24 protein-coding genes and 1 tRNA gene are annotated in these 22906 nt (G+C 70.9%); 20 read left to right on the top strand and 5 right to left on the bottom strand.

Annotation, left to right across the window (positions count from 1 at the left end; all coding sequences use genetic code 11):
• Positions 1-377, bottom strand: a 377-nt coding sequence (locus tag ABNT58_RS10425) for a class II aldolase/adducin family protein (RefSeq protein ID WP_348753416.1), incomplete at its 3' end; no start/stop codon positions are given.
• Between the two features lie 98 nt (positions 378-475).
• On the opposite strand from ABNT58_RS10425, the gene ABNT58_RS10420 reads away from it, so the two are divergent.
• Positions 476-1180, top strand: coding sequence for a Crp/Fnr family transcriptional regulator (locus ABNT58_RS10420; protein WP_348753415.1), 705 nt, complete (start codon positions 476-478; stop codon positions 1178-1180).
• Positions 1181-1246: 66 nt separating this feature from the next.
• Complete coding sequence (locus tag ABNT58_RS10415; RefSeq protein WP_348753414.1) at positions 1247-2335, top strand: phosphotransferase family protein; 1089 nt, start codon at positions 1247-1249, stop codon at positions 2333-2335.
• Positions 2336-2365: 30 nt separating this feature from the next.
• Here the strand turns inward: ABNT58_RS10415 and ABNT58_RS10410 are convergent, their stop codons facing one another.
• Positions 2366-3106, bottom strand: coding sequence for a hypothetical protein (locus ABNT58_RS10410; RefSeq protein WP_348753413.1), 741 nt, complete (start codon positions 3104-3106; stop codon positions 2366-2368).
• A gap of 78 nt (positions 3107-3184) precedes the next feature.
• Between ABNT58_RS10410 and ABNT58_RS10405 the strand changes: the two genes are divergently transcribed.
• The 18 genes from ABNT58_RS10405 to ABNT58_RS10320 all read left to right on the top strand — a co-directional run bounded on the left by ABNT58_RS10405 (position 3185) and on the right by ABNT58_RS10320 (position 21637).
• On the top strand, positions 3185-3880 hold the full coding sequence (locus tag ABNT58_RS10405) for a glutathione S-transferase C-terminal domain-containing protein (protein WP_348753412.1): 696 nt from the start codon (positions 3185-3187) through the stop codon (positions 3878-3880).
• A gap of 85 nt (positions 3881-3965) precedes the next feature.
• A complete protein-coding gene (locus tag ABNT58_RS10400; RefSeq protein WP_348753411.1) occupies positions 3966-4217 on the top strand; it encodes a hypothetical protein in 252 nt (83 codons plus the stop codon).
• 13 nt (positions 4218-4230) lie between these two features.
• Positions 4231-4307 (top strand) — tRNA-Arg (locus ABNT58_RS10395).
• A gap of 156 nt (positions 4308-4463) precedes the next feature.
• Positions 4464-5258 (top strand): class II aldolase/adducin family protein, encoded by a 795-nt coding sequence (locus ABNT58_RS10390; protein ID WP_348753410.1) that lies wholly within the window; start codon positions 4464-4466, stop codon positions 5256-5258.
• A 99-nt stretch (positions 5259-5357) separates the two neighbouring features.
• Positions 5358-6923, top strand: a complete 1566-nt coding sequence (locus tag ABNT58_RS10385; protein ID WP_348753409.1) for an ABC transporter substrate-binding protein — start codon at positions 5358-5360, stop codon at positions 6921-6923.
• Between the two features lie 31 nt (positions 6924-6954).
• Positions 6955-7929, top strand: coding sequence for an ABC transporter permease (locus tag ABNT58_RS10380; RefSeq protein WP_348753408.1), 975 nt, complete (start codon positions 6955-6957; stop codon positions 7927-7929).
• The gene (locus ABNT58_RS10375) at positions 7929-8795 is read left to right on the top strand and encodes an ABC transporter permease (protein WP_348753407.1); all 867 of its coding nucleotides are present in this window, start codon (positions 7929-7931) and stop codon (positions 8793-8795) included. The genes ABNT58_RS10380 and ABNT58_RS10375 overlap by 1 nt, the downstream gene beginning before the upstream one ends.
• The gene (locus tag ABNT58_RS10370) at positions 8792-10474 is read left to right on the top strand and encodes an ABC transporter ATP-binding protein (protein ID WP_348753406.1); all 1683 of its coding nucleotides are present in this window, start codon (positions 8792-8794) and stop codon (positions 10472-10474) included. Before ABNT58_RS10375 ends, ABNT58_RS10370 begins: the two co-directional genes overlap by 4 nt.
• A complete protein-coding gene (locus tag ABNT58_RS10365; RefSeq protein WP_348753405.1) occupies positions 10471-11433 on the top strand; it encodes a glyoxylate/hydroxypyruvate reductase A in 963 nt (320 codons plus the stop codon). Before ABNT58_RS10370 ends, ABNT58_RS10365 begins: the two co-directional genes overlap by 4 nt.
• A gap of 24 nt (positions 11434-11457) precedes the next feature.
• Positions 11458-12819 (top strand): aminotransferase, encoded by a 1362-nt coding sequence (locus tag ABNT58_RS10360; protein ID WP_348753404.1) that lies wholly within the window; start codon positions 11458-11460, stop codon positions 12817-12819.
• Positions 12816-13895 (top strand): histone deacetylase family protein, encoded by a 1080-nt coding sequence (locus ABNT58_RS10355; RefSeq protein ID WP_348753403.1) that lies wholly within the window; start codon positions 12816-12818, stop codon positions 13893-13895. The genes ABNT58_RS10360 and ABNT58_RS10355 overlap by 4 nt, the downstream gene beginning before the upstream one ends.
• 35 nt (positions 13896-13930) lie before the next feature.
• The gene (locus ABNT58_RS10350; RefSeq protein ID WP_348753402.1) at positions 13931-15196 is read left to right on the top strand and encodes a Zn-dependent hydrolase; all 1266 of its coding nucleotides are present in this window, start codon (positions 13931-13933) and stop codon (positions 15194-15196) included.
• The gene (locus ABNT58_RS10345) at positions 15193-16080 is read left to right on the top strand and encodes a DMT family transporter (RefSeq protein WP_348753401.1); all 888 of its coding nucleotides are present in this window, start codon (positions 15193-15195) and stop codon (positions 16078-16080) included. Before ABNT58_RS10350 ends, ABNT58_RS10345 begins: the two co-directional genes overlap by 4 nt.
• Positions 16077-16784 (top strand): GntR family transcriptional regulator, encoded by a 708-nt coding sequence (locus tag ABNT58_RS10340; RefSeq protein WP_348753400.1) that lies wholly within the window; start codon positions 16077-16079, stop codon positions 16782-16784. Before ABNT58_RS10345 ends, ABNT58_RS10340 begins: the two co-directional genes overlap by 4 nt.
• A gap of 41 nt (positions 16785-16825) precedes the next feature.
• Positions 16826-17854 carry a histone deacetylase family protein gene (locus ABNT58_RS10335; protein ID WP_348753399.1) on the top strand — a complete coding sequence of 343 codons (1029 nt, stop codon included), beginning with the start codon at positions 16826-16828 and terminating at the stop codon, positions 17852-17854.
• 11 nt (positions 17855-17865) lie between these two features.
• The gene (locus tag ABNT58_RS10330) at positions 17866-18957 is read left to right on the top strand and encodes a phosphotransferase (protein ID WP_348753398.1); all 1092 of its coding nucleotides are present in this window, start codon (positions 17866-17868) and stop codon (positions 18955-18957) included.
• A gap of 11 nt (positions 18958-18968) precedes the next feature.
• The gene (locus ABNT58_RS10325; protein ID WP_348753397.1) at positions 18969-20303 is read left to right on the top strand and encodes an aspartate aminotransferase family protein; all 1335 of its coding nucleotides are present in this window, start codon (positions 18969-18971) and stop codon (positions 20301-20303) included.
• Positions 20300-21637, top strand: coding sequence for an ArgE/DapE family deacylase (locus ABNT58_RS10320; RefSeq protein WP_348753396.1), 1338 nt, complete (start codon positions 20300-20302; stop codon positions 21635-21637). Before ABNT58_RS10325 ends, ABNT58_RS10320 begins: the two co-directional genes overlap by 4 nt.
• Positions 21638-21962: 325 nt before the next feature.
• On the opposite strand, the gene ABNT58_RS10315 is transcribed toward ABNT58_RS10320, so the two are convergent.
• The 3 genes from ABNT58_RS10315 to ABNT58_RS10305 form a co-directional block, all read right to left on the bottom strand.
• The gene (locus ABNT58_RS10315) at positions 21963-22370 is read right to left on the bottom strand and encodes a type II toxin-antitoxin system VapC family toxin (protein ID WP_348753395.1); all 408 of its coding nucleotides are present in this window, start codon (positions 22368-22370) and stop codon (positions 21963-21965) included.
• Positions 22367-22627 carry an AbrB/MazE/SpoVT family DNA-binding domain-containing protein gene (locus tag ABNT58_RS10310; RefSeq protein ID WP_348753394.1) on the bottom strand — a complete coding sequence of 87 codons (261 nt, stop codon included), beginning with the start codon at positions 22625-22627 and terminating at the stop codon, positions 22367-22369. The genes ABNT58_RS10315 and ABNT58_RS10310 overlap by 4 nt, the downstream gene beginning before the upstream one ends.
• A gap of 50 nt (positions 22628-22677) precedes the next feature.
• The coding region (locus tag ABNT58_RS10305; protein WP_348753393.1) for a hypothetical protein at positions 22678-22906 on the bottom strand (229 nt) is incomplete at its 5' end.

The raw sequence follows: 22906 nt of genomic DNA, 5'->3' as shown, positions 1-22906 counted from the left end.
CCCTTCTGCGCCGACACCGCGATGCCGTTGAGCGAGTGCACGTGCAGCACGCAGGCCGCGTCGTGCCGCGCCGCATGGATGGCGCTGTGGATGGTGAAGCCGGCCGGGTTGACCGGGAAGGGCGAGTCCTCCAGCTTCTCGCCGGCCTGGTTGACCTTGACCAGGCTGCTGGCGGTGATCTCCTCGAACATCAGCCCGTAGGGGTTGATCAGGAACTGGTCTTCGGTGCCCGGCACGCGGGCGCTGATGTGGGTGAACACCAGGTCGTCCCACTTGAACAAGGCCACCAGCCGGTAGGCGGCGGCCAGGTCGACGCGGGCCTGCCATTCGGCCTCGCTCACGGTGCCGCGCAGGCTGGGGATCTGGATGGGGGCCATGCTCATGTCTCCGGACATTTAGAAACTTCAGTATGTGGACAATACCCAGCGACCGGCGATGATCGCTGTCGCCTCAGGGACATGCCATGAACCCCCCGATTTTCACCCCCGCCCTCACCCCCGCCGAACGACAGAACATCGACCAAGGGTCGTGGTTTTCCCGGCTGTCGCTGCCCCTGCGGCAGGCCATCCTGGCCCGCGCCAACGTGCGCCGCTATGCCGACGGCGCGCTGCTGTCCACACGCGGCCAGCCGGCCGACGACTGGTGCGGCGTGGCCGCCGGTGCGGTGCGCGTCAGCTCGGTCTCGCTGTCGGGCAAGCAGATCACGCTGACCTACGTGGAGCCCGGCACCTGGTTCGGCGACATCGCCCTCTTCGACGGCCTGGGCCGCACCCACGATGCCAATGCCCATGGCCCCACCACGGTGCTGCAGGTGCGCAAGCCCGACTTCCGCGAGCTGCTGACCCAGCACGTGGAGCTGTACGACGCGCTGCTGCGCCTGAACTGCCGCCGCCTGCGGCTGATGTTCGACCAGATCGAAGACCTCAACACCCGCCCGCTGGCCGCCCGGCTGGCCAAGCAGATCCTGCTGCTGGCCAAGAGCTACGGCATCGAGCAGGGCGAGGAGATCCGCATCAGCCTGCAGCTGGCGCAGGAAGACCTGGCCCAGCTGCTGGGGGCCTCGCGCCAGCGGGTGAACCAGGAGCTCAAGGGCTTCGAGCGCGAAGGCGCGGTGCGGGTGGAGCCCACGCGGCTGGTGGTGCTCTCGCGCGAGAAACTGCTGCACCTCTGGGAACGCTGAGCGCCGTTGCCTGGCCGGCCGGTATCACGCCTGGGACCTCACCACCAACACACGGAGACACCCCGCATGCAAGCCTTCACCGGCACCAAGGCCGTCAGCGAGCGCCATGCCTTCGACCTGGGCGCCTTGCAGCAGTACCTGGCGCTGCACCTGCCCGCGCTGCAGGGCCCGATCACGGTGCAGCAGTTCAAGGGCGGGCAGTCCAACCCCACCTACCAACTGGTCACGCCCACCGGCAGCTACGTGATGCGCAGCAAGCCCGGCCCGGTGGCCCGGCTGCTGCCTTCGGCCCATGCCATCGAACGTGAATACCGGGTGATGAGCGCACTGGCCGCCACCGACGTGCCGGTGCCGCGCATGCACCTGCTGTGCGAGGACGAATCGGTGATCGGCCGCGCCTTCTACCTGATGGACTTCGTGCCCGGCCGGGTGCTGTGGGATCAGTCGCTGCCCGGCATGCAGCCGGCCGAACGCGCCGCCCACTACGACGAGCTCAACCGCGTGATCGCGGCGCTGCATGCGGTGGACGTGCGGGCGGCCGGGTTGGAAAGCTATGGCAAGCCCGGCAACTACTTCGAGCGGCAGATCGGCCGCTGGAGCCGGCAGTACCAGGCCTCCGTCACGCAGCCGATCGAAGCGATGGACAAGCTGATCGCCTGGCTGCCTGCCCACATTCCGGCCGGTGCGCGCGACGAATCGGAAGTGGCCGTGGTGCATGGCGACTACCGGCTGGACAACGTGATCTTCCACCCCACCGAGCCGCGCATCCTGGCGGTGCTGGACTGGGAGCTGAGCACGCTGGGCCATCCGCTGGCCGACTTCAGCTACCACATGATGAGCTGGCACATCCCGCACACCGTGGGCCGCGGCATCGAAGGGCTGGACCTGGCCGCGCTGGGCATTCCCGATGAAGACGCCTACCTGCGCCGCTACGGAGAGCGCACCGGCCGCAGCGACCTGCAGGCCCTGCGGGCAGACTGGCACTTCTACCTGGCCTACAACCTGTTCCGCATCGCGGCCATCCTGCAAGGCATCGCCAAGCGGGTGGAAGACGGCACCGCCGCCAGCGACGAGGCGCGCCTGCAGGCCGCCGCCGCACGGCCGCTGGCCGAGATCGGCTGGCGCTTTGCGCAGCGCGCCGGCGCGGTGGGTTGAGCGTCAAGCGCGCGCGGCGCGCCGGGCGGGTCAGCCGTTGCTGCCCAGGCCCGAGTCGGGCGCACTGCCGCTGCTGAAGAGGCTGGGCTGCGTGCTGGCGTGGGCCGAGGTGGTCCACAGTTCGGCCGCGCGGCGGCCTTCGCGCAGCGCGGTTTCAAACAGGCCCACCAGCGCGCGCAGCCGCGTGGCGTCGGGCTCGGCCATGGCGGTGCGCATCGTCAGCCGGCCGCGCTGCGCGATCAGCAGCAGCGGATCGCTGGCCGCCAGCCACTGGCCACGCGCTTCCAGCAGCCGGCCCGACAGCGGGCCGACCAGCCACTGCTCGATGGCGGTGGTGCTGTTGGCCACGGTGCCGAAAGCTTCCTTGAGCAGCTTGGAATCGATCTGCGGCGCCTTGGGGTAGAGCACCAGCCAGCGCATTTCTTCGGGCGCCTCGGTGTCCACGCGGGTCTGCAGGCCTTCGGTGAACTGCTCGAACACCTGCTTTTCCAGCGCCTCCATCAGCTGGCGCGAGACGATCATCATCTGCAGGTCCTGGCCGCCCTTCAAGTCGCCGCGCAGGCGCAGTTCCTGGCCGGGCAGGTAGCCGCGTTGCGAAGGGCCCCACTCCAGCCGCCAGCCTTGCGCGGGCACGCCGGATTCGATGACGAAGCCGCTGCCATCGCGCGCGCGCTTGAAGGCATGGCCGGCCGAGTCGGCCCAGCTGGCCACGGCGGCCCAGCCGGGTTGGTCGACGCCACCGGACAGCAGGCGCTTCAAGGTCTGGAACATGGGAATGTGGGCACGAGGAAGGCCGCGGCGGGCGGTGTGTTCTAGAGTCGCGGCACCCTGGAACGAGGAGACTTGCGGATGATCGAAGTGTATTCGTGGCCCACGCCCAACGGCCACAAGGTCCACATCATGCTGGAAGAGTGCGGCCTGCCCTACCGCGCCCACCCGATCGACATCGGCGCCGGCGACCAGTTCCAGCCCGACTTCCTGGCCATCAGCCCCAACAACAAGATCCCGGCCATCACCGACCCGGACGGGCCCGACGGCCAGCCATACTCGGTTTTCGAATCCGGCGCCATCCTGCTGTACCTGGCTGGCAAGACCGGGCGCTTCCTGCCTGAGGACACCCGCGGCAAGTACGACGTGCTGCAGTGGCTGATGTTCCAGATGGGTGGCGTGGGCCCGATGCTGGGCCAGGCCCACCACTTTCGCATCTATGCGCCCGAGAAGATCGGCTACGCCATCGACCGCTACACCAACGAGGCCAAGCGCCTGTACGGCGTGATGGACAAGCGCCTGGCCAAGAGCACCTACCTGGCCGGGCCGCACTACAGCATCGCCGACATGGCGGTGTTCCCGTGGCTGCGCAGCTGGAAGAACCAGGGCATCGACTGGAACGACTACCCGCACCTCAAAGGCTGGTTCGACGAGATCGGCGCCCGCCCCGCGGTGCAGCGCGGCGTGGAGGTGCTGGCCGACCGCCGCAAGCCGCTGGTGGACGACAAGGCGCGGCAGATGCTGTTTGGCAGCGAGCAGTACAAGACGCGCGGCTGAGCGCGCTCACTTGCCCAGCCAAGGGGAGGCCCACGGTTTGCCCTGCCCGCACCCATACACAACATGGCCGTGCAAGGACAAGACGATGGAAGACTGGACCCCCCTGCTGGACGCGATCCAGTGGCCGGCCATGGTGGCGACCGTGGCCGCCTCCTGGCTGGTGACCTCGCTCACCCAGCGCAAGCGCAAGCTCGGGTTCTGGCTTTTCCTGCTGAGCAACCTGCTATGGGTGACCTGGGGCTTCCACACCCAGGCCTGGGCGCTGCTGGTGCTGCAGTTCTGCCTGGCCGCGATGAACATCCGCGGCGCCCGCAAGAACGACAGCGCCGACGCCTAGAATCGCGCCCTCGCTGCCCATAGCTCAACTGGATAGAGCACCAGCCTTCTAAGCTGGGGGTTCCAGGTTCGATTCCTGGTGGGCAGGCCACCACGCACCCGATCTCGTCCGCTGCGCCTGCAGCGCACCCGGGTGGCGATCCCGCGCTGAAGGCGCGACCACTCCCCCTCCCCGTCTCTACAGCAGCGCACCATGGCCGTGCCTTAGCGTTGGCACGCTTCTGGCTTCTGCTGTGCGTCCTGTCGAGTGTCGACAGCCGACAGTCAAGGAGCAAAGATGGGAATCACCGCTGCCGAGCGCACCGTGCGCGAGGACCTGGCCGCCGCCTACCGGCTGGTGGCGCATTTCGGGTTGGACGACGGCATCTACACCCACATCTCGGCCCGCGTGCCGGGCACGGACGGCCAGTTCCTCATCAACCCGTTCGGCATGCTGTTTCGCGACATCACCGCTTCGTCGCTGGTCAAGATCGACCTCGAAGGCCGCGTGATCGAGCCCACCGACCACGACGTCAACCCCGCCGGCTTCACCATCCACAGTGCGGTTCATGCCGCCCGGCATGACGCGGCTTGCGTGGTGCACACGCACACGGTGGCCGGCGTGGCCGTGTCTTCGCTGGCCTGCGGCCTGCAGCCCTGCAACCAGTGGGCGCTGCAGTTCCACGACCGGGTGGCGTATCACGACTTCGAAGGCATCGCGCTGGACCATGCGGAACGCGAGCGCCTGGTGGCCGACCTGGGCCCCAGCCTGCGCGCCCTGGTGCTGCGCAACCACGGGCTGGTGACGCTGGGCCGCTCGGTGGCCGAGGCCTTCATCCTGATGCACAACCTGGAGCGCGCCTGCCGCGTGCAGCTGGCCATCCAGGCCAGCGGCCAGGCCGTGCATCCGGTGTCGCCGGAAGTCGCCGAGCTGACCGCCCGCCAGTACGAGAGCGGCGACACCAATCGACTGCCCGGCCATGCCGATCCGCATGCGCGGGAGTGGCGCTCGCTGCTCAAGCGCCTGGAAGCCCCCCAGGCCACCCCGCACTGGCGCGCCTGAGGCGCCGCCCTCGCTCGCCCACCGCAGCCCTGGCTGCAGCCCGCGCCGCAAGGCGGCGCGGTCCTCCGTTCGGTTCTGTCTCATGGAAGGAAGCTTGAAATGCAACGTCGCCGCCTGATCAAACTGGGAGCTGGCAGCCTGGGCCTCACCATCGCCGGGGTGCCGCTGGAACTGCTGGCGCAGGACCGCAAAGGCGGCACGCTCAACGTGCTGGTGCAACCCGAGCCGCCGGGGCTGATGATGGGCATCGTGCAGAACGGCCCCACCCAGCTGATCGCCGGGAACATCTACGAAGGCCTGCTGCGCTACGACGAGAAGCTGGACCCGCAGCCCCAGCTGGCCACCAGCTGGACCGCCAGCGCCGACGGCAAGACCTACACCTTCAAGCTCAAGCCCAACGTCAAGTGGCACGACGGCAAGCCGTTCACGTCGGCGGACGTGGCGTTCTCGGTGGACGTTTTCCTGCGCAAGACGCACGCCCGGCTGCGCGGCAACCTGGAGGCGGTCGAGAGCATCAAGGCACTGGACCCGCTGACGGTGGAGTTCAAGCTCAAGTACCCCTTCGGGCCGTTCCTGGGCATGTTCGAGAACGGCACCATGCCGATGGTGCCCCGGCACCTGTACGAAGGCACCGACTTCCTGTCCAACCCCAACAACGCGCGCCCGGTGGGCACCGGCCCCTACCGCTTCAAGGAATGGGCCAAGGGCTCCTACATCCTGATCGAGGCCAACCCCGACTACCACGTGGCCAACCTGCCGCTGATCGAGAAGGTGTACTACCACGTGATTCCCGACGCGGCCGCGCGCGCCGCCGCGTTCGAGTCCGGCAAGGTGGACATCGCCCCCGGCGGCTCGGTGGAGTACTTCGACGTGCAGCGCCTGGCCAAGCTGCCCGGCGTGGCCGTGACCACCAAGGGCTGGGAGTTCTTCTCGCCGCATTCGTGGCTGTGGATCAACCACCGCAAGGCGCCGATGGACAACGTCAAGTTCAGGCAGGCGGTGATGCATGCCATCGACCGCGAGGCCATGGCCAAGATCGCCTGGTACGGCTATGCCAAGCCGGCCACCGGCCCCTTCAACAGCGCCATCAAGTACCACAGCGACAAGGTGCGCCAGTACCCGCGCGACCTGGCCAAGGCCAAACAGCTGCTGGCCGAATCCGGCTACAAGGGCGAGACACTGCGCCTGCTGCCGCTGCCCTACGGCGAGAGCTGGCAACGCCAGGCCGAGATCGTGCGCCAGGGCCTCACCCAGGCCGGCATCAAGATCGAGATGGTGGCCACCGACGTGGCGGGCTGGAACCAGCGCCTGAACGAGTGGGACTACGACCTGGCCTTCACCTACGTGTACCAGTACGGCGACCCGGCCCTGGGCGTGGCCCGCAACTACACCAGCACCAACATTGCCAAGGGTTCGCCCTTCAACAACGTGGAGGGCTACTCCAACCCGCGGGTCGATGCGCTGTTCGCAGCCGGGGCCCGCTCGGCCGATCCCGCCTCGCGCCAGAAGGCCTACCTCGAGGTGCAGCAGCTGCTGCTCGAGGAAGTGCCGGTGGCCTGGCTGCACGAGATCAACTTCCCGACGCTCTACCGCAGCAGGGTGAAGAACCCGATCAGCTCGGGCATCGGCCTGAACGACGGCATCAGCCGCGCCTGGCTGGGTTGATGGCGCACGCCGCCCGCCTCGGAGCCGCCAGATGAAGCGCCTTCAGTACATGCTCACGCGCATCGCCCAGGGCCTGCTGGCCCTGGTGCTGATCGCCACCATCAACTTCATGCTGGTGCGCGCCGCGCCGGGCGATCCGGTGGCGGTGATCGCCGGCGAGGCCGGTGCCTCCGACGCGCAGTTCGTGGCCCAGCTGCGTGCGCAGTTCGGCCTCGACCAGCCGCTGGGCACCCAGCTGCAGCGCTACCTGGGCCATGTGCTGCAGGGCGACCTGGGCTTCTCGTACCGCCAGCAGTCGCCGGTGCTGTCGCTCATCCTGGAGCGGCTGCCGGCCACGCTGCTGCTCACCGGCAGCGCCTTCGTGCTGTCGCTGGCCTTCGGCGTCGCCCTGGGCGCGATGGCGGCGCAACGCAGCGGCACCTGGGTGGACAGCGGCATCACCGTGGTCGCGCTGCTGTTCTATGCCACGCCCCTGTACTGGCTGGCGATGATGGCAGTGCTGGTGTTCTCGGTGCACCTGGACTGGCTGCCCGCCTTCGGCTTCATGACCGTGGGGGCCGACCTGAGCGGATGGGCCCGGGTGTGGGACGGCCTGCAGCACCTGGTGCTGCCGGCGCTCACGCTGGCGCTGTTCTACATGGCCGTGTATGCCCGCATGACGCGCGCCACCATGCGTGAGGTGGCGCAGATGGACTTCGTGAAGACGGCCCGGGCCAAGGGCGTGGCGCCGGGGCGCATCCTGCGCGCCCATGTGCTGCGCAATGCGCTGCTGCCGGTGGTCACGCTGGCAGGCATCCAGGCCGGCAGCATGATCGGCGGCGCGGTGCTCACGGAAACCGTCTTCGCCTGGCCCGGCATCGGGCGCCTGATGTTCGATGCCCTGCTGCAGCGCGACTACAACCTGCTGCTCGGCTGCTTCCTCGTCACCGCAGGCATGGCGGTGCTCTTCAACCTGCTGACCGACCTCGTCTACACGCTGGTCGATCCGCGCATCGAGCTGCAGTGATGACCGCACCGCCCCGCACCCCTTCGTCCAGCGGCTTCTGGCGCCGCTTCCGCCGCAACAAGGGCGCCCTCGCCGGCCTGGTGGTGCTGGCCGCCGTCGCCCTGCTGGTGCTGGCCGGCCCGCTGCTCAGTGCGCACGATCCCTGGGACATGGTGCAGCAGCCGTTCCTCGCGCCGCTGGCCGAGGCCGACGTGCCGCTGGGCACCGACACCATGGGCCGTGACGTGCTGTCCGGCGTGGTCAGCGGTGCCCGCATCTCGGTGCTCATCGGCGTCGTCAGCACGCTGGCGGCGCTGCTGATCGGCGTGACCATCGGCGCCGTGGCCGGCTACTTCGGCGGCTGGGTGGACGCCACCCTGATGCGCTTCACCGAGCTGTTCCAGGCGGTGCCCAGCTTCGCGCTGGCCATCGTGCTGGTGGCCATCTTCCAGCCCTCGGTGGCGTCCATCGTCACCGCCATCGCGCTGGTGTCGTGGCCGCCGGTGGCCCGCCTGGTCCGCGGCGAATTCCTCACGCTGCGCCAGCGCGACTTCGTGGCTGCGGCCCAGCTGGCGGGCCTGTCGACGCCGCGCATCATCGTCGGCCAGATCCTGCCCAACGCGGCGTCGCCCATCATCGTGATGGCCTCGCTGATGGTGGCCACGGCCATCCTGCTGGAGTCCAGCCTCAGCTTCCTGGGCCTGGGCGACCCCAACCAGATGAGCTGGGGCTACATGGTGGGCAGCGCCCGCACCGTGCTGCGCCAGGCCTGGTGGATGGCGGTGTTCCCGGGCCTGGCCATCGTGCTGACGGTGCTGGCCCTGAACCTGGTGGGCGAAGGCCTGAACGACGGCCTCAACGCCCGTGCGGAAGGAAGAACGCGATGACCAGCAGCCTCCTCGATGCGGGCCATCCGGTGGCCCCCACCGTCGCCTCGGCCGAGCCCTCGGCGGCAGCCTCGGCCCCAGCGCTGCTGCAGGTCGAGCAGCTCGACATCCGCCTGCCGGCTGGCGCAGACCGGCCGCTGGCCGTGAGCGGTGCCAGCCTGGTGTTGCGCCGCGGTCGCACCACCTGCGTGGTCGGTGAGTCCGGCTCCGGCAAGTCGATGATCGCCAATGCGCTGATGGGCCTGCTGCCGGTCCCGGCCGTGGCGCCGGTGGGTGGCCGGGTGCTGTTCGACGGCCACGACCTGCTGACGCTGGACGAGTCGCAGTGGCGCACGCTGCGCGGCCGGCGCATCGGCATGGTGTTCCAGGAACCCATGACGGCGCTCAACCCGGTGATGCGCATCGGCGACCAGCTGGCCGAAGTGATCGACGCGCACGAGCGCATGCCGGCGGCGGCCAAGCGCCAGCGCATCGTGGCGGCCCTGGCCGACGTGGGTCTGCCCGAGCCCGAGCTGCTGGTGGACAGCTACCCCTTCCGCTTGTCCGGCGGGCAGCGCCAGCGCGTGATGATCGCCTGCGCCCTGCTGCTGGAGCCGGCCGTGCTGATCTGCGATGAGCCGACCACCGCGCTGGACGTCACCACCCAGGCGCAGATCCTGCGCCTGATCCGCGAGCTGCAGCAGCGGCGCGGCACGGCGGTGCTGTTCATCACCCACGACTTCGGCGTGGTGTCGGAGATTGCGGACGACGTGGTGGTGATGCAGCACGGCGTGGTGGTGGAACAGGGCAGCGCAGCCCAGGTGCTGCGCGCGCCCGGCCATGCCTATACGCGCCAGCTCATCGCCGCCATTCCCAGCGGGCGGGTGCGCCCACCGGCCGCGCAGGACGACGCCCCCTACGTGCTGCAGGTGCAGGACTTGTGCAAGACCCACGTCACCGGCCGTGGACTGTTCAACCGCGGCCGCAGCGTGCAGGCGGCCAAGGACGTGAGCTTCCGGCTGCGCCGGGGCCAGACGCTGGGCATCGTGGGCGAGTCGGGCTCCGGCAAGAGCAGCGTGGGGCGCTGCCTGGTGGGACTGTCCGGCTTCGACAGTGGCCGCATCCTCTTCAAGGGCCGCAGCCTGCTGCCCGGCGCCAGCCTGATGCGCCAGGCCGGCGGCCGCATCCAGATGGTGTTCCAGGACCCCAATGCCTCGCTCAACCCGCGCCAGCGCATCGGTGCGGCGCTGGCGGCGGGGCCCCTGGCGCAAGGCGTGCCGCGCGCCGAAGCCCATGCGCGTGTGGCCGAGCTGCTGGCCCTGGTGGGCCTGGGGCCGGAGGCGGCCGACCGCTTTCCGCATGAGTTCTCCGGCGGGCAGCGCCAGCGCATCTGCATCGCGCGCGCCCTGGCGATGCAGCCCGAGCTGCTGATCGCCGACGAGCCGGTGAGCGCGCTCGACGTGTCGGTGCAGGCGCAAGTGCTCAAGCTGTTTGCCGAGGTGCGCGAGCGCTTCCAGCTGGCGATGGTGTTCATCACCCACGACCTGCGGGTGGCCGGCGAGATGTGCGACGAGATCGCGGTGATGCAGCGCGGCTGCATCGTCGAGCACGGCCCGGCCGCACAGGTGCTGCAGGCGCCGCAGCATGCCTACACCCGCGCGCTGATCGACGCGGTGCCCCGGCTGGAGGCGGCGGCATGAGCGCCGTGCCGGGCGACCGGCCGCCGGTGGTGGCGCTGCTGAGCGCCACCATCGACATGGCCTACCTGGTGCCGGCCTTCCGGGCCGCCTGCCCCGGCATCGACCTGCGGCTGCAGCCCGACCTCGGGCCGCTGGACGACATCGACGCCGCCGTGTGCTGGGTGCCCCCGCCGGGGCTGCTGGCCCGCATGCCACGGCTGCAGCTGCTGCAGTCGGTGGGCGCCGGCATCGACCACATGACCGCCGACCCGCAGCTGCCGGCGCTGCCGCTGTGCCGCATCGTCGACCCCGACATGGCCGCCGGCATGCGGGCTTATGTGGCCTGGGCGGTGGTGCACCGCCAGCGCTGCATGGCCGACTGCGTGCACAGCGCGCAGCAGGCCCTGTGGCAGGAGCCCCCGGTGCAGCCCCCGCGCGAGCACCGGGTGGGCATCGCCGGCTTCGGCACCCTGGGCCGGGCCTGCGCCGAGGGCCTGGCAGCGCTGGGCTACAGCGTGCGCGGCTGGCGCCGCCACGATGATGGCCGGCCTGCGCCGCAGGGCGTTGAGCTGTACCACGGCGAGGCCGCCCGCGCCGAGTTCCTGGCCGGCTGCGACACGCTGGTGAACCTGCTGCCCCTGACGCCCCAGACCCGCGACCTGCTGGATGCCCGCTGGTTCAGCCAGATGCCCCGTGGTGCGCACCTGATCAACGTCGGCCGCGGCGACCATGTGGTGGACGCGGACCTGCTGGCGGCGCTGGACAGCGGCCAGCTCGGCGCCGCGACGCTGGACGCCTTTCGTTGCGAGCCGCTGCCGCCCGCGCACCCGTTCTGGGGCCATCCGCGCATCCTCGTCACGCCGCACATCGCCACCCGCACCGCGCCGCAGGCGATCGCCCGCCAGACCCTGGCCAACCTGGCGGCCGTGCGCGCCGGTCAGGCCGCCCAGGTGGCCGTCGACCGCCACCGCGGCTACTGACACAGCCCGAACCCATCCCCGCCCATGACCACCCCCCAAGATCTGCACGGCCTGGACGTCCAGGCCCACCTGCACCCGTACACCAATGCCGCGGCCCATGCCGACGTCGGCCCGCTGATGATCGAGCGCGGCGACGGCGTGCATGTGATCGACCATGCCGGCCGCCGCTACATCGAAGGCATGTCGGGCCTGTGGTGCGCGTCGCTGGGCTTCAGCCACCCGCGGCTGGTGGCCGCAGGCACCCAGGCGCTGCAGACGCTGCCCTACTACCACACGTTCAACCACCGATCCAACCCGGCGGTGGCGCAGCTGGCCGCGCGCCTGAAGTCGCTCGCGCCGGTGCCCATGGCACGCGTCTTCTTCGCCAACTCGGGGTCGGAGGCCAACGACACCGCGGTCAAGATGGTGTGGTACCACTTCAATGCGTTGGGCCTGCCGCGCAAGAAGAAGATCCTGGCACGCCAGCGGGCCTACCACGGCGTGACGGTGGCCAGTGCCTCGCTCACCGGCCTGCCGGCCAACCATGCGGACTTCGACCTGCCGCTGCCCCGCATGCTGCATGTGGACTGCCCGCATCACGGCCGCGGCGCGCTGCCCGGCGAAAGCCCCGAGGCCTTCGCCACCCGGCTGGCCGAGCAGCTGGACGCCCGCATCCGCGAAGAAGGGCCCGACACCGTGGCGGCCTTCATCGCCGAGCCGGTGATGGGTGCCGGAGGCGTGGTGGTGCCACCGCCGACCTACTTCGAGAAGATCCAGGCCGTGCTGCAACGCCACCAGGTGCTGCTCATCGCCGACGAAGTGATCTGCGGTTTCGGCCGCACCGGTCAGATGTGGGGCAGCCAGACCTTCGGCCTGCGGCCCGACATCCTCACCTGCGCCAAGGCGCTGTCTTCCGGCTATGTGCCGATCTCGGCGGTGATGGTCAACGACCGCATCAACGACACGCTCACCGCCAACAGCCAGCGCATCGGCAGCTTCGGCCACGGCTACACCTACTCGGGCCACCCGGTGGCGGCGGCGGTGGCCCTCGAGACGCTGCGCGTGTATGAGGACGAAGGCATCGTGCAGCGGGTGCAGGCGCTGGCACCGGGCTTCCAGGCGGCGCTGCGGGGCTTTGCCGAGCGCAGCGTGGTCGGCGAGGTGCGGGGCGTCGGCCTGATCGGCGCCATCGACCTGGTGGCCGATTCCATCACCCGCGAGCCTTATCCAACCGCGGCCAAGGCGGGCGCCCGCCTGGCGGCGCTGGCGCAGGAAGAAGGGCTGATCGTGCGTGCCATGGGCGACACGGTGGCCCTGTGCCCGCCGCTGATCATCAGCGTGGAAGAACTGGCCAGCCTGTTCGAGCGGCTGCACCGCGCCTTCGACCGCTTCGAGGCGGCGGCATGAAAGCCTTCTTCTGCCCCGACCAGCTGCTGCATGTGCCGCAGCAGTTCATGCGGCTGGGCCGCCTGCACAGGCCGGCCGACGTGCCGGCCCGCGCCGAGGCGTTGTGCCGCACGCTGCAGCAGCTCGGCCTGCCGCCCGAGTGCCCGCCCGAGGCCGGCCGTGCCGCACTGGAGGCGGTGCACAGCCCGGCCTACCTCGACTACCTGCAAACGGCCTGGCCGCGCTGGCAGCAGCTCAGCGCCCCTGGCGCCGCAGGCGTGGAGCCCGGCCCCGAAGTGCTGCCCAACCTGTCGCCCTACCCGCACATGCGCTGGCACACCGGCGGCACCGTCCGACCGCCCTGCCCTGCCACCGCGCTGGTGCCGCAGACGGGCTGGTACATCAGCGACCTGGCCTGCCCCATCGGCCCACACACCTGGCGGGCCGTGCTGCGCGCCGCCCACACCGCGCAAGCCGCGGCCCAGGCCGTGCTGGCCGGCGCGCCGACGGCCTATGCGCTGTGCCGTCCTTCGGGCCACCATGCCCATGCCGACCGGGCCAGCGGCTTCTGCTACGTGAACAACAGTGCCGTGGCCGCGCAGCAGCTGGCCGCCGCCTGGGGGCGCGTGGCCGTGCTCGACGTCGATGCCCACCACGGCGACGGCACGCAGCAGATCTTCTGGGAGCGCGGCGACGTGTTCACCGCCAGCACCCATGCCGATCCGGCGGCCTACTACCCCTTCTACACCGGCTACGCCGATGAGCGCGGCGCCGGCGAAGGTGAAGGCTGCAACCTCAACCTGCCGCTGGCCCATGGCAGCGGCGAAGCCGAGTTCCTTTCGGCGCTTGACCAAGCCTGCCAGGCCATTGCCGACCACCGCCCGCGCGCGCTGGTGCTGGCGCTGGGATTCGACACCCACCGCGACGACCCGATCAGCGTGCTGCGCTTCGACTTCTCGACCTACCGCGCCATCGGCGAGCGGGTGCGTGCGCTGGGCCTGCCCACCGTGGTGGTGCAGGAAGGCGGCTACCAGGTCGACGTGCTGGCACCGGGCCTGCGCGCGCTGCTGCAGGGCCTGGGTGTGGCCACCGCATGAACAAGACCACAGCAGCCCTTCAACCAGAGCCCGACATGCCCGACTGCCCCACCTGCGGCTTCTCGATCAACGCCGACCGCCTGTGGGCCTCCTTGATGGAGCTCGCCCGCATCGGCGCCACGCCGGCCGGTGGCAACGCCCGCCTGGCGTTGACGGCACTCGACGGCCAGGGCCGCGACCTGCTGGTGCGCTGGATGCGCGAAGCCGGCCTGCAGGTGCGGGTGGACGCCGTGGGCAACATCTTCGGCGTGCGGCCGGGCCGCAGCGGCAGCGATGCGCCGGTGGCCACCGGCAGCCACATCGACACCCAGCCCACCGGCGGCAAGTTCGACGGCTGCTACGGCGTGCTGGCGGGGCTGGAGGTGATGCGCTGCCTGCAGGAACGCGGCATCGAGACCGAGGCACCGCTGGCCCTGGTCATCTGGACCAACGAAGAAGGCAGCCGCTTCGTGCCGGTGATGATGGGCTCGGGGGTGCACTGCGGCGTGTTTCCGCTGGAGACGGCGCTGGCCGCCACCGACCTGGCCGGGCTCAGTGTGCGTGACGAGCTGCAGGCCATCGGCTATGGCGGCGGCGAGCCCATCGGCAGCGTGCAACCGCGCTGCTACATCGAGGCCCACATCGAGCAGGGGCCGGTGTTGGAGGCAGGCCGCCAGGTGGTGGGTGTGGTGACGGGCTCGCTGGGGCTGCGCTGGTACGACGTGGTGGTGCAGGGCCAGGAAGCGCATGCCGGCCCGACGCCCATGCCGCTGCGTCGCGACGCGCTGCGCGGCGCGGCGCGGCTGATCGACCAGGTGCTGGCCATCGGCCATGACCCGGCCTTCGCACCGCATGGCCGCGCCACGGTCGGCCAGGTGCAGGTGCACCCCAACTCGCGCAACGTGATCCCGGGCCGGGTGCACTTCACAGTGGACCTGCGCCACCAGGAAACCCCGGTGCTGGACGTGATGGAGCAACGCCTGCGAGCCCTGGTCGACCGGCCCGACGCCGGGCTGACGGTGCAGCTGCACGAGGTGCAGGCCTTTGCGCCCACGCCCTTCGACCCCGCGCTGGTGGCGCGGGTACGCGCCCATGCGGCGGCACGCGGCCATGCCCACCAGGACATCGTCACCGGCGCCGGCCACGACGCCGTGTACATGGCCCGCGTGGTGCCCACCGCGATGATCTTCGTGCCCTGCAAGGACGGCATCAGCCACAACGAGGCCGAGGACGCCGATCCGGCCCACCTGGCCGCCGGGGCCGACGTGCTGCTGGACACGCTGCTGCAGCAGGCCGGCGTGGCGGGGCGGCAGCGCCCATGAACGGCCGCACCGCTGCTGCGCGGCGCGCCCAGGGCGTTGGCTGCTTCCTGCTGGCGCTGGCCGGCTTTGCCGCCTACGATGCCTTCGCCAAGCACATGGTGGCGGTGCATCCGCCCGCGCTGGTGAACCTGGGCCGCTATGTCGCCGTGTGCAGCATGGCGCTGGCGGTGCTGCTGCGGCACGGCCAGTGGCGGCTGTGGCGGGCACCTCACCAGCGGCTGCTGCTGGCCCGCAGCCTGATGCTGGGCGTGGTGGCCACCTGCTTCATGACGGCGCTGGTGACCATGCCGCTGGCCGAGGCCACGGCCATCTACTTCACCGCGCCGCTGTTGATGGTGGCCCTGTCGCCCTGGATGCTGGGCGAGCCGGTGCGGCGCGCCGAGTGGGCCGCGGTGTGGCTGGGCTTTGCCGGCATGCTGTGCATCGTGCGGCCGGGAGGCAGCCTGCCCTGGACAGGCACCACGCTGATGGCGGTGGCCGCCGTCTGCTATGCCCTCTTCCAGTTGCTCACGCGGCGCCTGTCGGGCCGGGTGCCGGCGCCGGTGCAGTTCTCGTACATGGCGGTGGTGTGCCTGGCGGTGACCTCGCTGCCGATGCTGTTCGGTCCGCTGCCGCCCTGGCCGGGCGCTGCGGCCTTCGGCCTGCTGGTGGCTGGCGGCTTCGTGAGCGGCGCGGCCCAGCTGCTGCTGCTGGCGGCCTTCCGGCGTGCCGAGCTGGCCACGCTGGCCCCCTTGAACTACCTGCAACTGCTGATGGCGGTCATGATCAGCGCCTGGTGGTTCGGCCGCACGCCCGACGGACCCGCGCTGGCCGGCATCGGCCTGATCGCGCTGGCCGGCGTGTGGCTGGCCCGCGCCCGACACCTTCCTGCACCGCAGACATGACGACGACCTTCGACACCCACGACTCCGCCAGCCCCTTTCTCTCCATCCAGATGCCCGACCTGGTGGCGGTGGTCGAAACCCAGCTGCGCACCGCCATCCTCAATGGCCGCATCGCCCCGGGCGAGCGCATCGTCGAAGCCGAGGTGGCCCGCCAGATGGGCATCAGCCGCGCGCCGGTGCGCGAAGCGGCACGCCGCCTGGAAAGCGCCGGCCTGCTGGTGGCGCGCCGCGGCCATGGCTTTGCGGTGCGCGAGTTCACGGCACGCCAGGTGGAAGACCTGTACCAGGTGCGCATCGAGCTGGAGCTGATGGCCTGCCGGCTGGTGTGCCAGCAGGCCTCGGACGAGGCCCTGGCCCAGCTGGAGCCGGAGGTCGACGCGATGGTGGCGCGTGCCGTCAGCCTGAGCCGCGCCGAGCGGGTGGCGCTGGACCTGGGCTTTCACAAGCGGCTGGTGGCCTTGTCGGGCAACGAGTACCTGCAGCGCCTGTACCAGCAGCTGAGCCACGAGGTGCAGCTGTTCCTGGCCCTCACCGAAGACACCTACGGCGACATCGCCAGCCTGGCCGACACGCACCGACCCATCGCCCGGGCCCTGGCCGCGCGCGACGCGGAAGCGGCCTGCGCCGCGCTGCGCTACCACCTCGACGTGGCCCTGGAGCATGTGCGCGCCCTGTGCGGCGCCGGCCCCGAAGCCACCGGCTGACCGCCCCGAATCCCTTCCACGCCCGCACCTCCAGAAGCCGCATGCACGTCATCCACAGCCCCCACCACCGCGGGCACGACCCCCAGCAGTTCATCGTGCGCGGCCGCTTCCAGCGCAGCAACGAGCAGCCCGAGCGGGCCGACCGCCTGTTGCAGGCCGCCCAGGCTGCAGGCCTGCAGCCGCTGGAGCCGGAGGATTTCGGGCCGGGCCCGCGCGCGGCGATCCACACGCCCGAGTACCTGCACTTCCTGGCCACCGCGTGGGAACGCTGGCAGGCCCTGCCCCAGGCTTCGGACGAGGTGCTGCCCAACGTGCACCCGTTTCCGGGCCAGCCCTTCACCTACCCCGACAGCCTGGTAGGCCAGGCCGGCTACCACCTGGGCGACATGGCCTGTGCGCTGGGGCGGCACACCTGGCAGGCGGCGCTGTGGTCGGCCCACTGCGCCACCCACGGCGCACGCCTGCTGCTGCAAGGTGAGCGTGCGGCCTACGCGCTGTGCCGGCCGCCCGGGCACCATGCCTACGCCGACCGGGCCAACGGCTTCACCTACCTCAACAACGCGGCCATCGCGGCGCAGGTGCTGCGCGAGCGGCATGCACGGGTCGCCATCCTGGACATCGACGTGCACCATGGCAATGGCACGCAGGGCGTGTTCTGGCGGCGGCGCGATGTGCTCACGGTGTCGCTGCATGGCGACCCGCACTTCTGCACGCCTTTCTTCACCGGCCACGCGCATGAGCGTGGCGAGGGCGACGGACTGGGCTTCAACCTCAACATCCCGCTGGCGCGCGGCACCGGCGATGCCGCCTACCGCCAGGCACTGGCCGGCGCCTTGCAGCAGATCCGCCACTACGCCCCGGGTGCGCTGGTGGTGGCGCTGGGCCTGGACGCCCATGAGCGCGACCCCTACCAGGCGCTGGCCCTCAGCACCGCCGCCTTTGCCGACCTGCTCGGCGACATCGCCCGGCTGGGCCTGCCGACGCTGCTGGTGCAGGAAGGCGGCTACCTGTCCGACGACCTCGGCCCCAACCTGCGCAGCGCCCTGCGTGGCTTCCTGGCCGCCGCCTGACATCGCCTGCCATGCCTTTGCCTCCCTCCGACGACGACCTGCCCTTCGATGCCCGCCCCGAGGCCGCCGTGCTGGCCGCCGAAGCCGCGCCCGTGCCGCCCGACTGGGTGGCCGACCATCTGCAGCGCCACTGGGGCGTGGCCGGCGAACTGCAGCCGCTCTCCGGCGAGCGTGACGTCAACCACCGCCTGCGGCTGGCGGACGGTGGCCAGTGGCTGGTGAAGGTGTCGCATCCGGTGGAGCCGCCGGTGGTCACCGACTTCCAGACGCAGGCCCTGCTGCACCTGGCCCGCCAGGCCCCCGAGCTGCCGGTGCAGCGGCTGGCGCCCACGCGGGCCGGCGAGCCGGCCGCGACGGCGCGGGCGCCCGACGGCCGGCCGCGGGTGCTGCGGCTGATCAGCTGGCTGGAAGGCTTGCCGATGCCGCTGGCCCGGATGGACGCCGACGGCCGCGCCCGCCAGCGCGACAGCGTGGCCGCGCTGCTGGCGCGCCTGGACCAGGCGCTGGCCGGGCTGTCGCACCCTGCCGCTGCGCTGGCATTGCCCTGGGACATCTCGCGCGCCCAGCAGGTGCGCAGCCTGTTGCAGGCCCTGCCCGACACCGGCCAGCGGCAATGCGCGCTGGCGGCGCTGGCGGTGTTCGAGGCCGATGCCCGGTCGCAGCTCGGCCAGCTGCCCCGGCAGCCGATCCACAACGACTTCAACATCCACAACCTGCTGGTGGACCCGCAGGATCCGCAGCGCCTGTGCGGCGTGCTGGACTTCGGCGACATGCTGGCCGCGCCCCGCGTCAACGACCTGGCCGTGGCCGCGGCCTACCAGCTCGAGCCTGACGGCGATGCGCTGGCCACCGTGGCCGGCTTTGCCGCCGCCTACCACCGGGTGGCGCCGCTGCAGCCGCTGGAACTCGACCTGCTGTGGCCGCTGGTGCAGGCGCGGCTGGCCATGGTGGTGGCCATCAGCAGCTGGCGCGCCGCACGCCAGCCGCAGCAGGCGGCCTACCTGATGCGCAACAACGCGGTGTCCTGGGCGCGGCTGCATGCCTGCGCCGACATCACCACCCGGCATGCGCGCGAGGCGCTGCACGCCGCCTGCCGACTGTGAGCCCCATGCCCATGACCCCACTGCCGCCCGCCGCCCCCGATGCCCGTGACCTGCTGGCCCGCCGACAGCGCCTGCTCGGGCCTGCCTACCGGCTGTTCTACGACCAGCCGCTGCACCCGGTGCGCGGCGAAGGCGTGTGGCTGTTCGATGCCGACGGCCGCCGCTACCTGGACGCCTACAACAACGTGGCCAGCGTGGGCCATGGCCACCCGCGGGTGGTGCAGGCCATCGCCGCGCAGGCCGCGCGGCTGAACACCCACACCCGTTACCTGCACGACACGGTGCTGGACTGCGCCGAGCGACTGCTGGCCACGCTGCCCGCCGAAGTCGACCAGGTGATGTTCACCTGCACCGGCAGCGAGGCCAACGACCTGGCGCTGCGCATCGCCCGGGCCGCCACCGGCGCACAAGGCCTGATCGTGACCCGTTGGGCTTATCACGGCGTCACGGAGTCCACGGCCGAGGCATCGCCCTCGCTGGGCGCCGGCATGCAGCTGGGCGAACGGGTGCGCACCGTGGACCTGCCCTTCCAGGCGCCCCAGCGCGCCGGTGAGCCGGTGCCGGACGTGGCCACCGCGGGCGCCGCATTCGCGCGCTCGGTGCAGGCGGCCATCGACGACCTGGCGCTGCACGGCATGAAGCCGGCGGCCCTGCTGATCGACGGCGTGTTGTCCAGCGACGGTGTGTGGACCGACCCCGCCGGCTTTCTGGCGCCGGCGGTGCAGGCCATGCGCGCGGCCGGCGGCCTGTACATCGCCGACGAGGTGCAGGCCGGCTTCTGCCGCACCGGCGACGCCTTCTGGGGCTTTGCCCGACATGGCAGCAGGACGGTGCCCCTGGTGCCCGACATCGTGACCATGGGCAAGCCGATGGGCAACGGCCATCCGGTGGCCGCGGTCGCGCTGCGCCGCGACGTGCTGGCGCCGTTCGCGGCCCGCTGCCGCTACTTCAACACCTTCGGCGGCAACCCGGTGGCCATGGCGGCCGCGCTGGCCGTGCTCGACGTTCTGCAGGACGAAGGCCTGCAGGCGCGTGCCGCCCGCCTGGGCAGCGACCTGCGAGCCTCGCTGGCCGAGCTGGGTCGGCGCCATGCCTGCGCAGGGGCGGTGCGCGGCGCGGGCCTGTTCATCGGCTTCGACCTGGTGCAGCCGCAGGACAGGCACTCGCCGGCCCCCGACATCGCCCGGCAGGTGGTCAACCGCATGCGCGAACTGGGCGTGCTGGTGTCGGCCACCGGCGAGGCCGCCAGCACCCTGAAGATTCGCCCGCCACTGGTGTTCGAGCCTGCGCATGCGCAGCAGCTGGTGCAGATGCTGGACCAGGCCCTGGCGGAGGCCATGCGATGAGCCAGCCCCACCGCCCGCTGCCCGACGTGGCGCAACTGCAAGGCGCCGTGCAGGCGCTGCTACCCTGGATGGTGCAGACCTTGAGCGAGCTGGTGGCCGCGCCCAGCCTGTCGGGCGCCGAGCAACCCGCGGTGGACGTGTTCGAAGCGCAGCTGCGTGCACTCGGCCTGGTACCCGAACGCATCCGCCTCGACAGCCGGCAGCTCGAAGGGCTGCCGCTGTTCTCCTGCCCGTGCGATCCGGACGGAGGCCGCGACAACCTGCTGGCCCGGCACCTGCCGCCCGGCCATGACGACGGCGCTGAAGACCGGCCGCGTGGCCGCTCTTTGCTGTTCAACGGCCACCTGGACGTGGTGCCCGCCGGACCCGAGGCGCTGTGGCAGCACCCGCCGTTTGAACCGCGCGTGGTGGACGGCTGGCTGCAGGGCCGCGGCGCCGGCGACATGAAAGGCGGCCTGGTGTGCGCGCTGGCCGCCTACAAAGCGCTGGCCGAGCTGGGCTGGCAACCGGCGGGCATCGTGGGCTTCAATGCGGTGGTCGATGAAGAAAACACCGGCAACGGCACGCTGGCCACGGTGCATGCGCTGCGGCAGTCGCTGGCCCGGGCGCGGCTGACCGACTTCGATGCGGTGATCATCCCCGAGCCCTTTGGCGAGACCCTGATGCGCGCCCAGGTGGGTGTGCTGTGGCTGCAGGCCACGCTCACCGGCCGGCCGGCGCACGTGGGCTACATGCGCAGCGGCCTCAACCCGATCGAGGCGGCCTACGAGGTGCTGCAGGACCTGCGCCGGCTGCAGCAGGCGTGGAACGAACCCCAGGCCCGGCCACCCGAATTCCGCGACGTGGCGCAGCCGATCAACATCAACCTCGGCCGCATCGAGGGCGGCGAATGGACCTCGTCGGTGCCGTGCACCTGCACCCTGCACCTGCGCGTGGGCTTCTACCCCGGCCAGGACCCGGCCGATGTGCGCCAACAGGTGGAAGAGCGCATCCGCGCCTGCGCCGCGCGCCTGGATGACGGCCTGCGCGTGCAGTTCGGGCGCGCGGGCTTCCAGGCGCCCGGCTGCGTGTACGACCTCGACAGCCCGCCCCTGCAGGCCCTGGCCCAGGCCCATGCGGAGGTCCACGGCCGCCCACCCGAGACACTGGCCTGCACCGCCACCACCGACGGGCGCCACTTTGCGCTGGGCACCGACCTGCCGGTGACCAACTACGGGCCGGTGGCCCGCGCCATCCACGGCCTGGACGAAGCGGTGGAGCTGGCGAGCATGCAGCGGGTGGCCACGGTGATGGCGCGACACATCCAGACCTGGTGCGGGCTCGTGGCGCGCTGATGGCAGACCCGGATCTGGCCCACAACAGCGGCCTCAAGGAACGGCTTCCGGCGGTTGGCCGACATGGCGGGTGAATGCGCCACCCGAGCAGGTACTCCATCGGCGCCACGCCCACCAGGCGGCTGAAGCGGGCGCGACGCGCAGCACTGCGACTACCCGCTGCCTGACATGTGTGAGGTGCTGAACAGCACGAGCGGGAGCATCGCATCGGGCTGCGCCGGGGCTAGCCGTCGGGCACGGGGTCGACAAAGCACCTGGCGTTGTGCTCGAAGTTCAGGCGCAGGGCATGAACGCAGTGCAGCGCAACGCCCACTGACCAGCTGCTTCAGCGCAGCAGTTGCGCGCCAGGCAGTTGGGCTGCGGCCGGGTCAAATGTCATGAAGAGCTGCCGGCGGAGCAGCCCGGCCTTGGCGGCCAGCATGCAGTCGGTGAAGCCGGCCTTGGATTCCTTCCAGCGAAACAAGGCCTCTTCCAGCGCGGCCTCGTCCTCGTGCTGCAGTCCGTCGGTCTCCAGCAGCTGCGTGAAGGCGCGGACGATCGCGCCCTTGTCGATCCTGTAACGGCAGCGCAGCACCCACTCCGTCTCCAGCATCACGCCGAACAGCAGCATCACCGGCACGCCACCCTCTTCGGCCACGGCCATCAAGCGGCTGGCGGCCTTGAACTGGGCCGGGTCGTCGCGCACCAGCCAGCGAACCAGCACGTTGGTGTCGATGGCGATGCCAACGGTCACCGGCGCAGGTCCCTCAAAGGCACCGACGGTTGTCCAGGCCGCGTCAGCATCCCGGCCGATTCGCTGAGCTTGCGATGCTTGACCCGCATCACCACCGTGCCGTCGCTCAGCTGAGAAAAGCTGAGCTTGGCGCCCGCCTCCAGCCCGAGGCTGACCCGCAGTTCCTTGGGCAAGGTGACTTGACCTTTCGAGGTCAGGGTGGCCTCCGATGTCATCATCGACTCCTTACGTTTTCTGGAAAAGTAAGGAATCGTCAAGACGATGTCAAGGCGCGCTGGTCATGCGGCCTGCGCGCGCCCGCAACCGGTCACGAGCTGCCGCCCCGCCACCACTGCCTGAGCCAGTGGATCACCGCCATCGAAGCCGGGCCGCGGAAGTCGCCTCGGATATAGGCGAACACCAGCGCGGCCACGCTGCGCCGGGCCACCCACCGGTCCACCGACGCCACGCTGTGCAGGGGTCGTGGCTGACCTTCGGCGTCGTGCGCGGGCGCCCGCTCGGGCGGCGACTCGCACCTTGAAGACGTGCTTTCCATG

The sequence above is a fragment of the uncultured Aquincola sp. genome (genome assembly GCF_964001545.1).
In the GTDB taxonomy this organism is placed as follows: domain Bacteria; phylum Pseudomonadota; class Gammaproteobacteria; order Burkholderiales; family Burkholderiaceae_C; genus Aquincola.
Note: the sequence above shows the minus strand (reverse complement) of the source record. Positions and strands in the feature narration are given on the sequence as shown.

Coding starts and splice junctions, on each gene's coding strand:
- ABNT58_RS10415 (WP_348753414.1), top strand. CDS start 1,247: ATGCAAGCCTTCACCGGCACCAAGGCCGTCAGCGAGCGCCATGCCTTC.
- ABNT58_RS10360 (WP_348753404.1), top strand. CDS start 11,458: ATGACCACCCCCCAAGATCTGCACGGCCTGGACGTCCAGGCCCACCTG.
- ABNT58_RS10385 (WP_348753409.1), top strand. CDS start 5,358: ATGCAACGTCGCCGCCTGATCAAACTGGGAGCTGGCAGCCTGGGCCTC.
- ABNT58_RS10330 (WP_348753398.1), top strand. CDS start 17,866: ATGCCTTTGCCTCCCTCCGACGACGACCTGCCCTTCGATGCCCGCCCC.
- ABNT58_RS10355 (WP_348753403.1), top strand. CDS start 12,816: ATGAAAGCCTTCTTCTGCCCCGACCAGCTGCTGCATGTGCCGCAGCAG.
- ABNT58_RS10325 (WP_348753397.1), top strand. CDS start 18,969: ATGACCCCACTGCCGCCCGCCGCCCCCGATGCCCGTGACCTGCTGGCC.
- ABNT58_RS10370 (WP_348753406.1), top strand. CDS start 8,792: ATGACCAGCAGCCTCCTCGATGCGGGCCATCCGGTGGCCCCCACCGTC.
- ABNT58_RS10405 (WP_348753412.1), top strand. CDS start 3,185: ATGATCGAAGTGTATTCGTGGCCCACGCCCAACGGCCACAAGGTCCAC.
- ABNT58_RS10380 (WP_348753408.1), top strand. CDS start 6,955: ATGAAGCGCCTTCAGTACATGCTCACGCGCATCGCCCAGGGCCTGCTG.
- ABNT58_RS10335 (WP_348753399.1), top strand. CDS start 16,826: ATGCACGTCATCCACAGCCCCCACCACCGCGGGCACGACCCCCAGCAG.
- ABNT58_RS10375 (WP_348753407.1), top strand. CDS start 7,929: ATGACCGCACCGCCCCGCACCCCTTCGTCCAGCGGCTTCTGGCGCCGC.
- ABNT58_RS10365 (WP_348753405.1), top strand. CDS start 10,471: ATGAGCGCCGTGCCGGGCGACCGGCCGCCGGTGGTGGCGCTGCTGAGC.
- ABNT58_RS10345 (WP_348753401.1), top strand. CDS start 15,193: ATGAACGGCCGCACCGCTGCTGCGCGGCGCGCCCAGGGCGTTGGCTGC.
- ABNT58_RS10340 (WP_348753400.1), top strand. CDS start 16,077: ATGACGACGACCTTCGACACCCACGACTCCGCCAGCCCCTTTCTCTCC.
- ABNT58_RS10320 (WP_348753396.1), top strand. CDS start 20,300: ATGAGCCAGCCCCACCGCCCGCTGCCCGACGTGGCGCAACTGCAAGGC.
- ABNT58_RS10350 (WP_348753402.1), top strand. CDS start 13,931: ATGCCCGACTGCCCCACCTGCGGCTTCTCGATCAACGCCGACCGCCTG.
- ABNT58_RS10400 (WP_348753411.1), top strand. CDS start 3,966: ATGGAAGACTGGACCCCCCTGCTGGACGCGATCCAGTGGCCGGCCATG.
- ABNT58_RS10410 (WP_348753413.1), bottom strand. CDS start 3,106: ATGTTCCAGACCTTGAAGCGCCTGCTGTCCGGTGGCGTCGACCAACCC.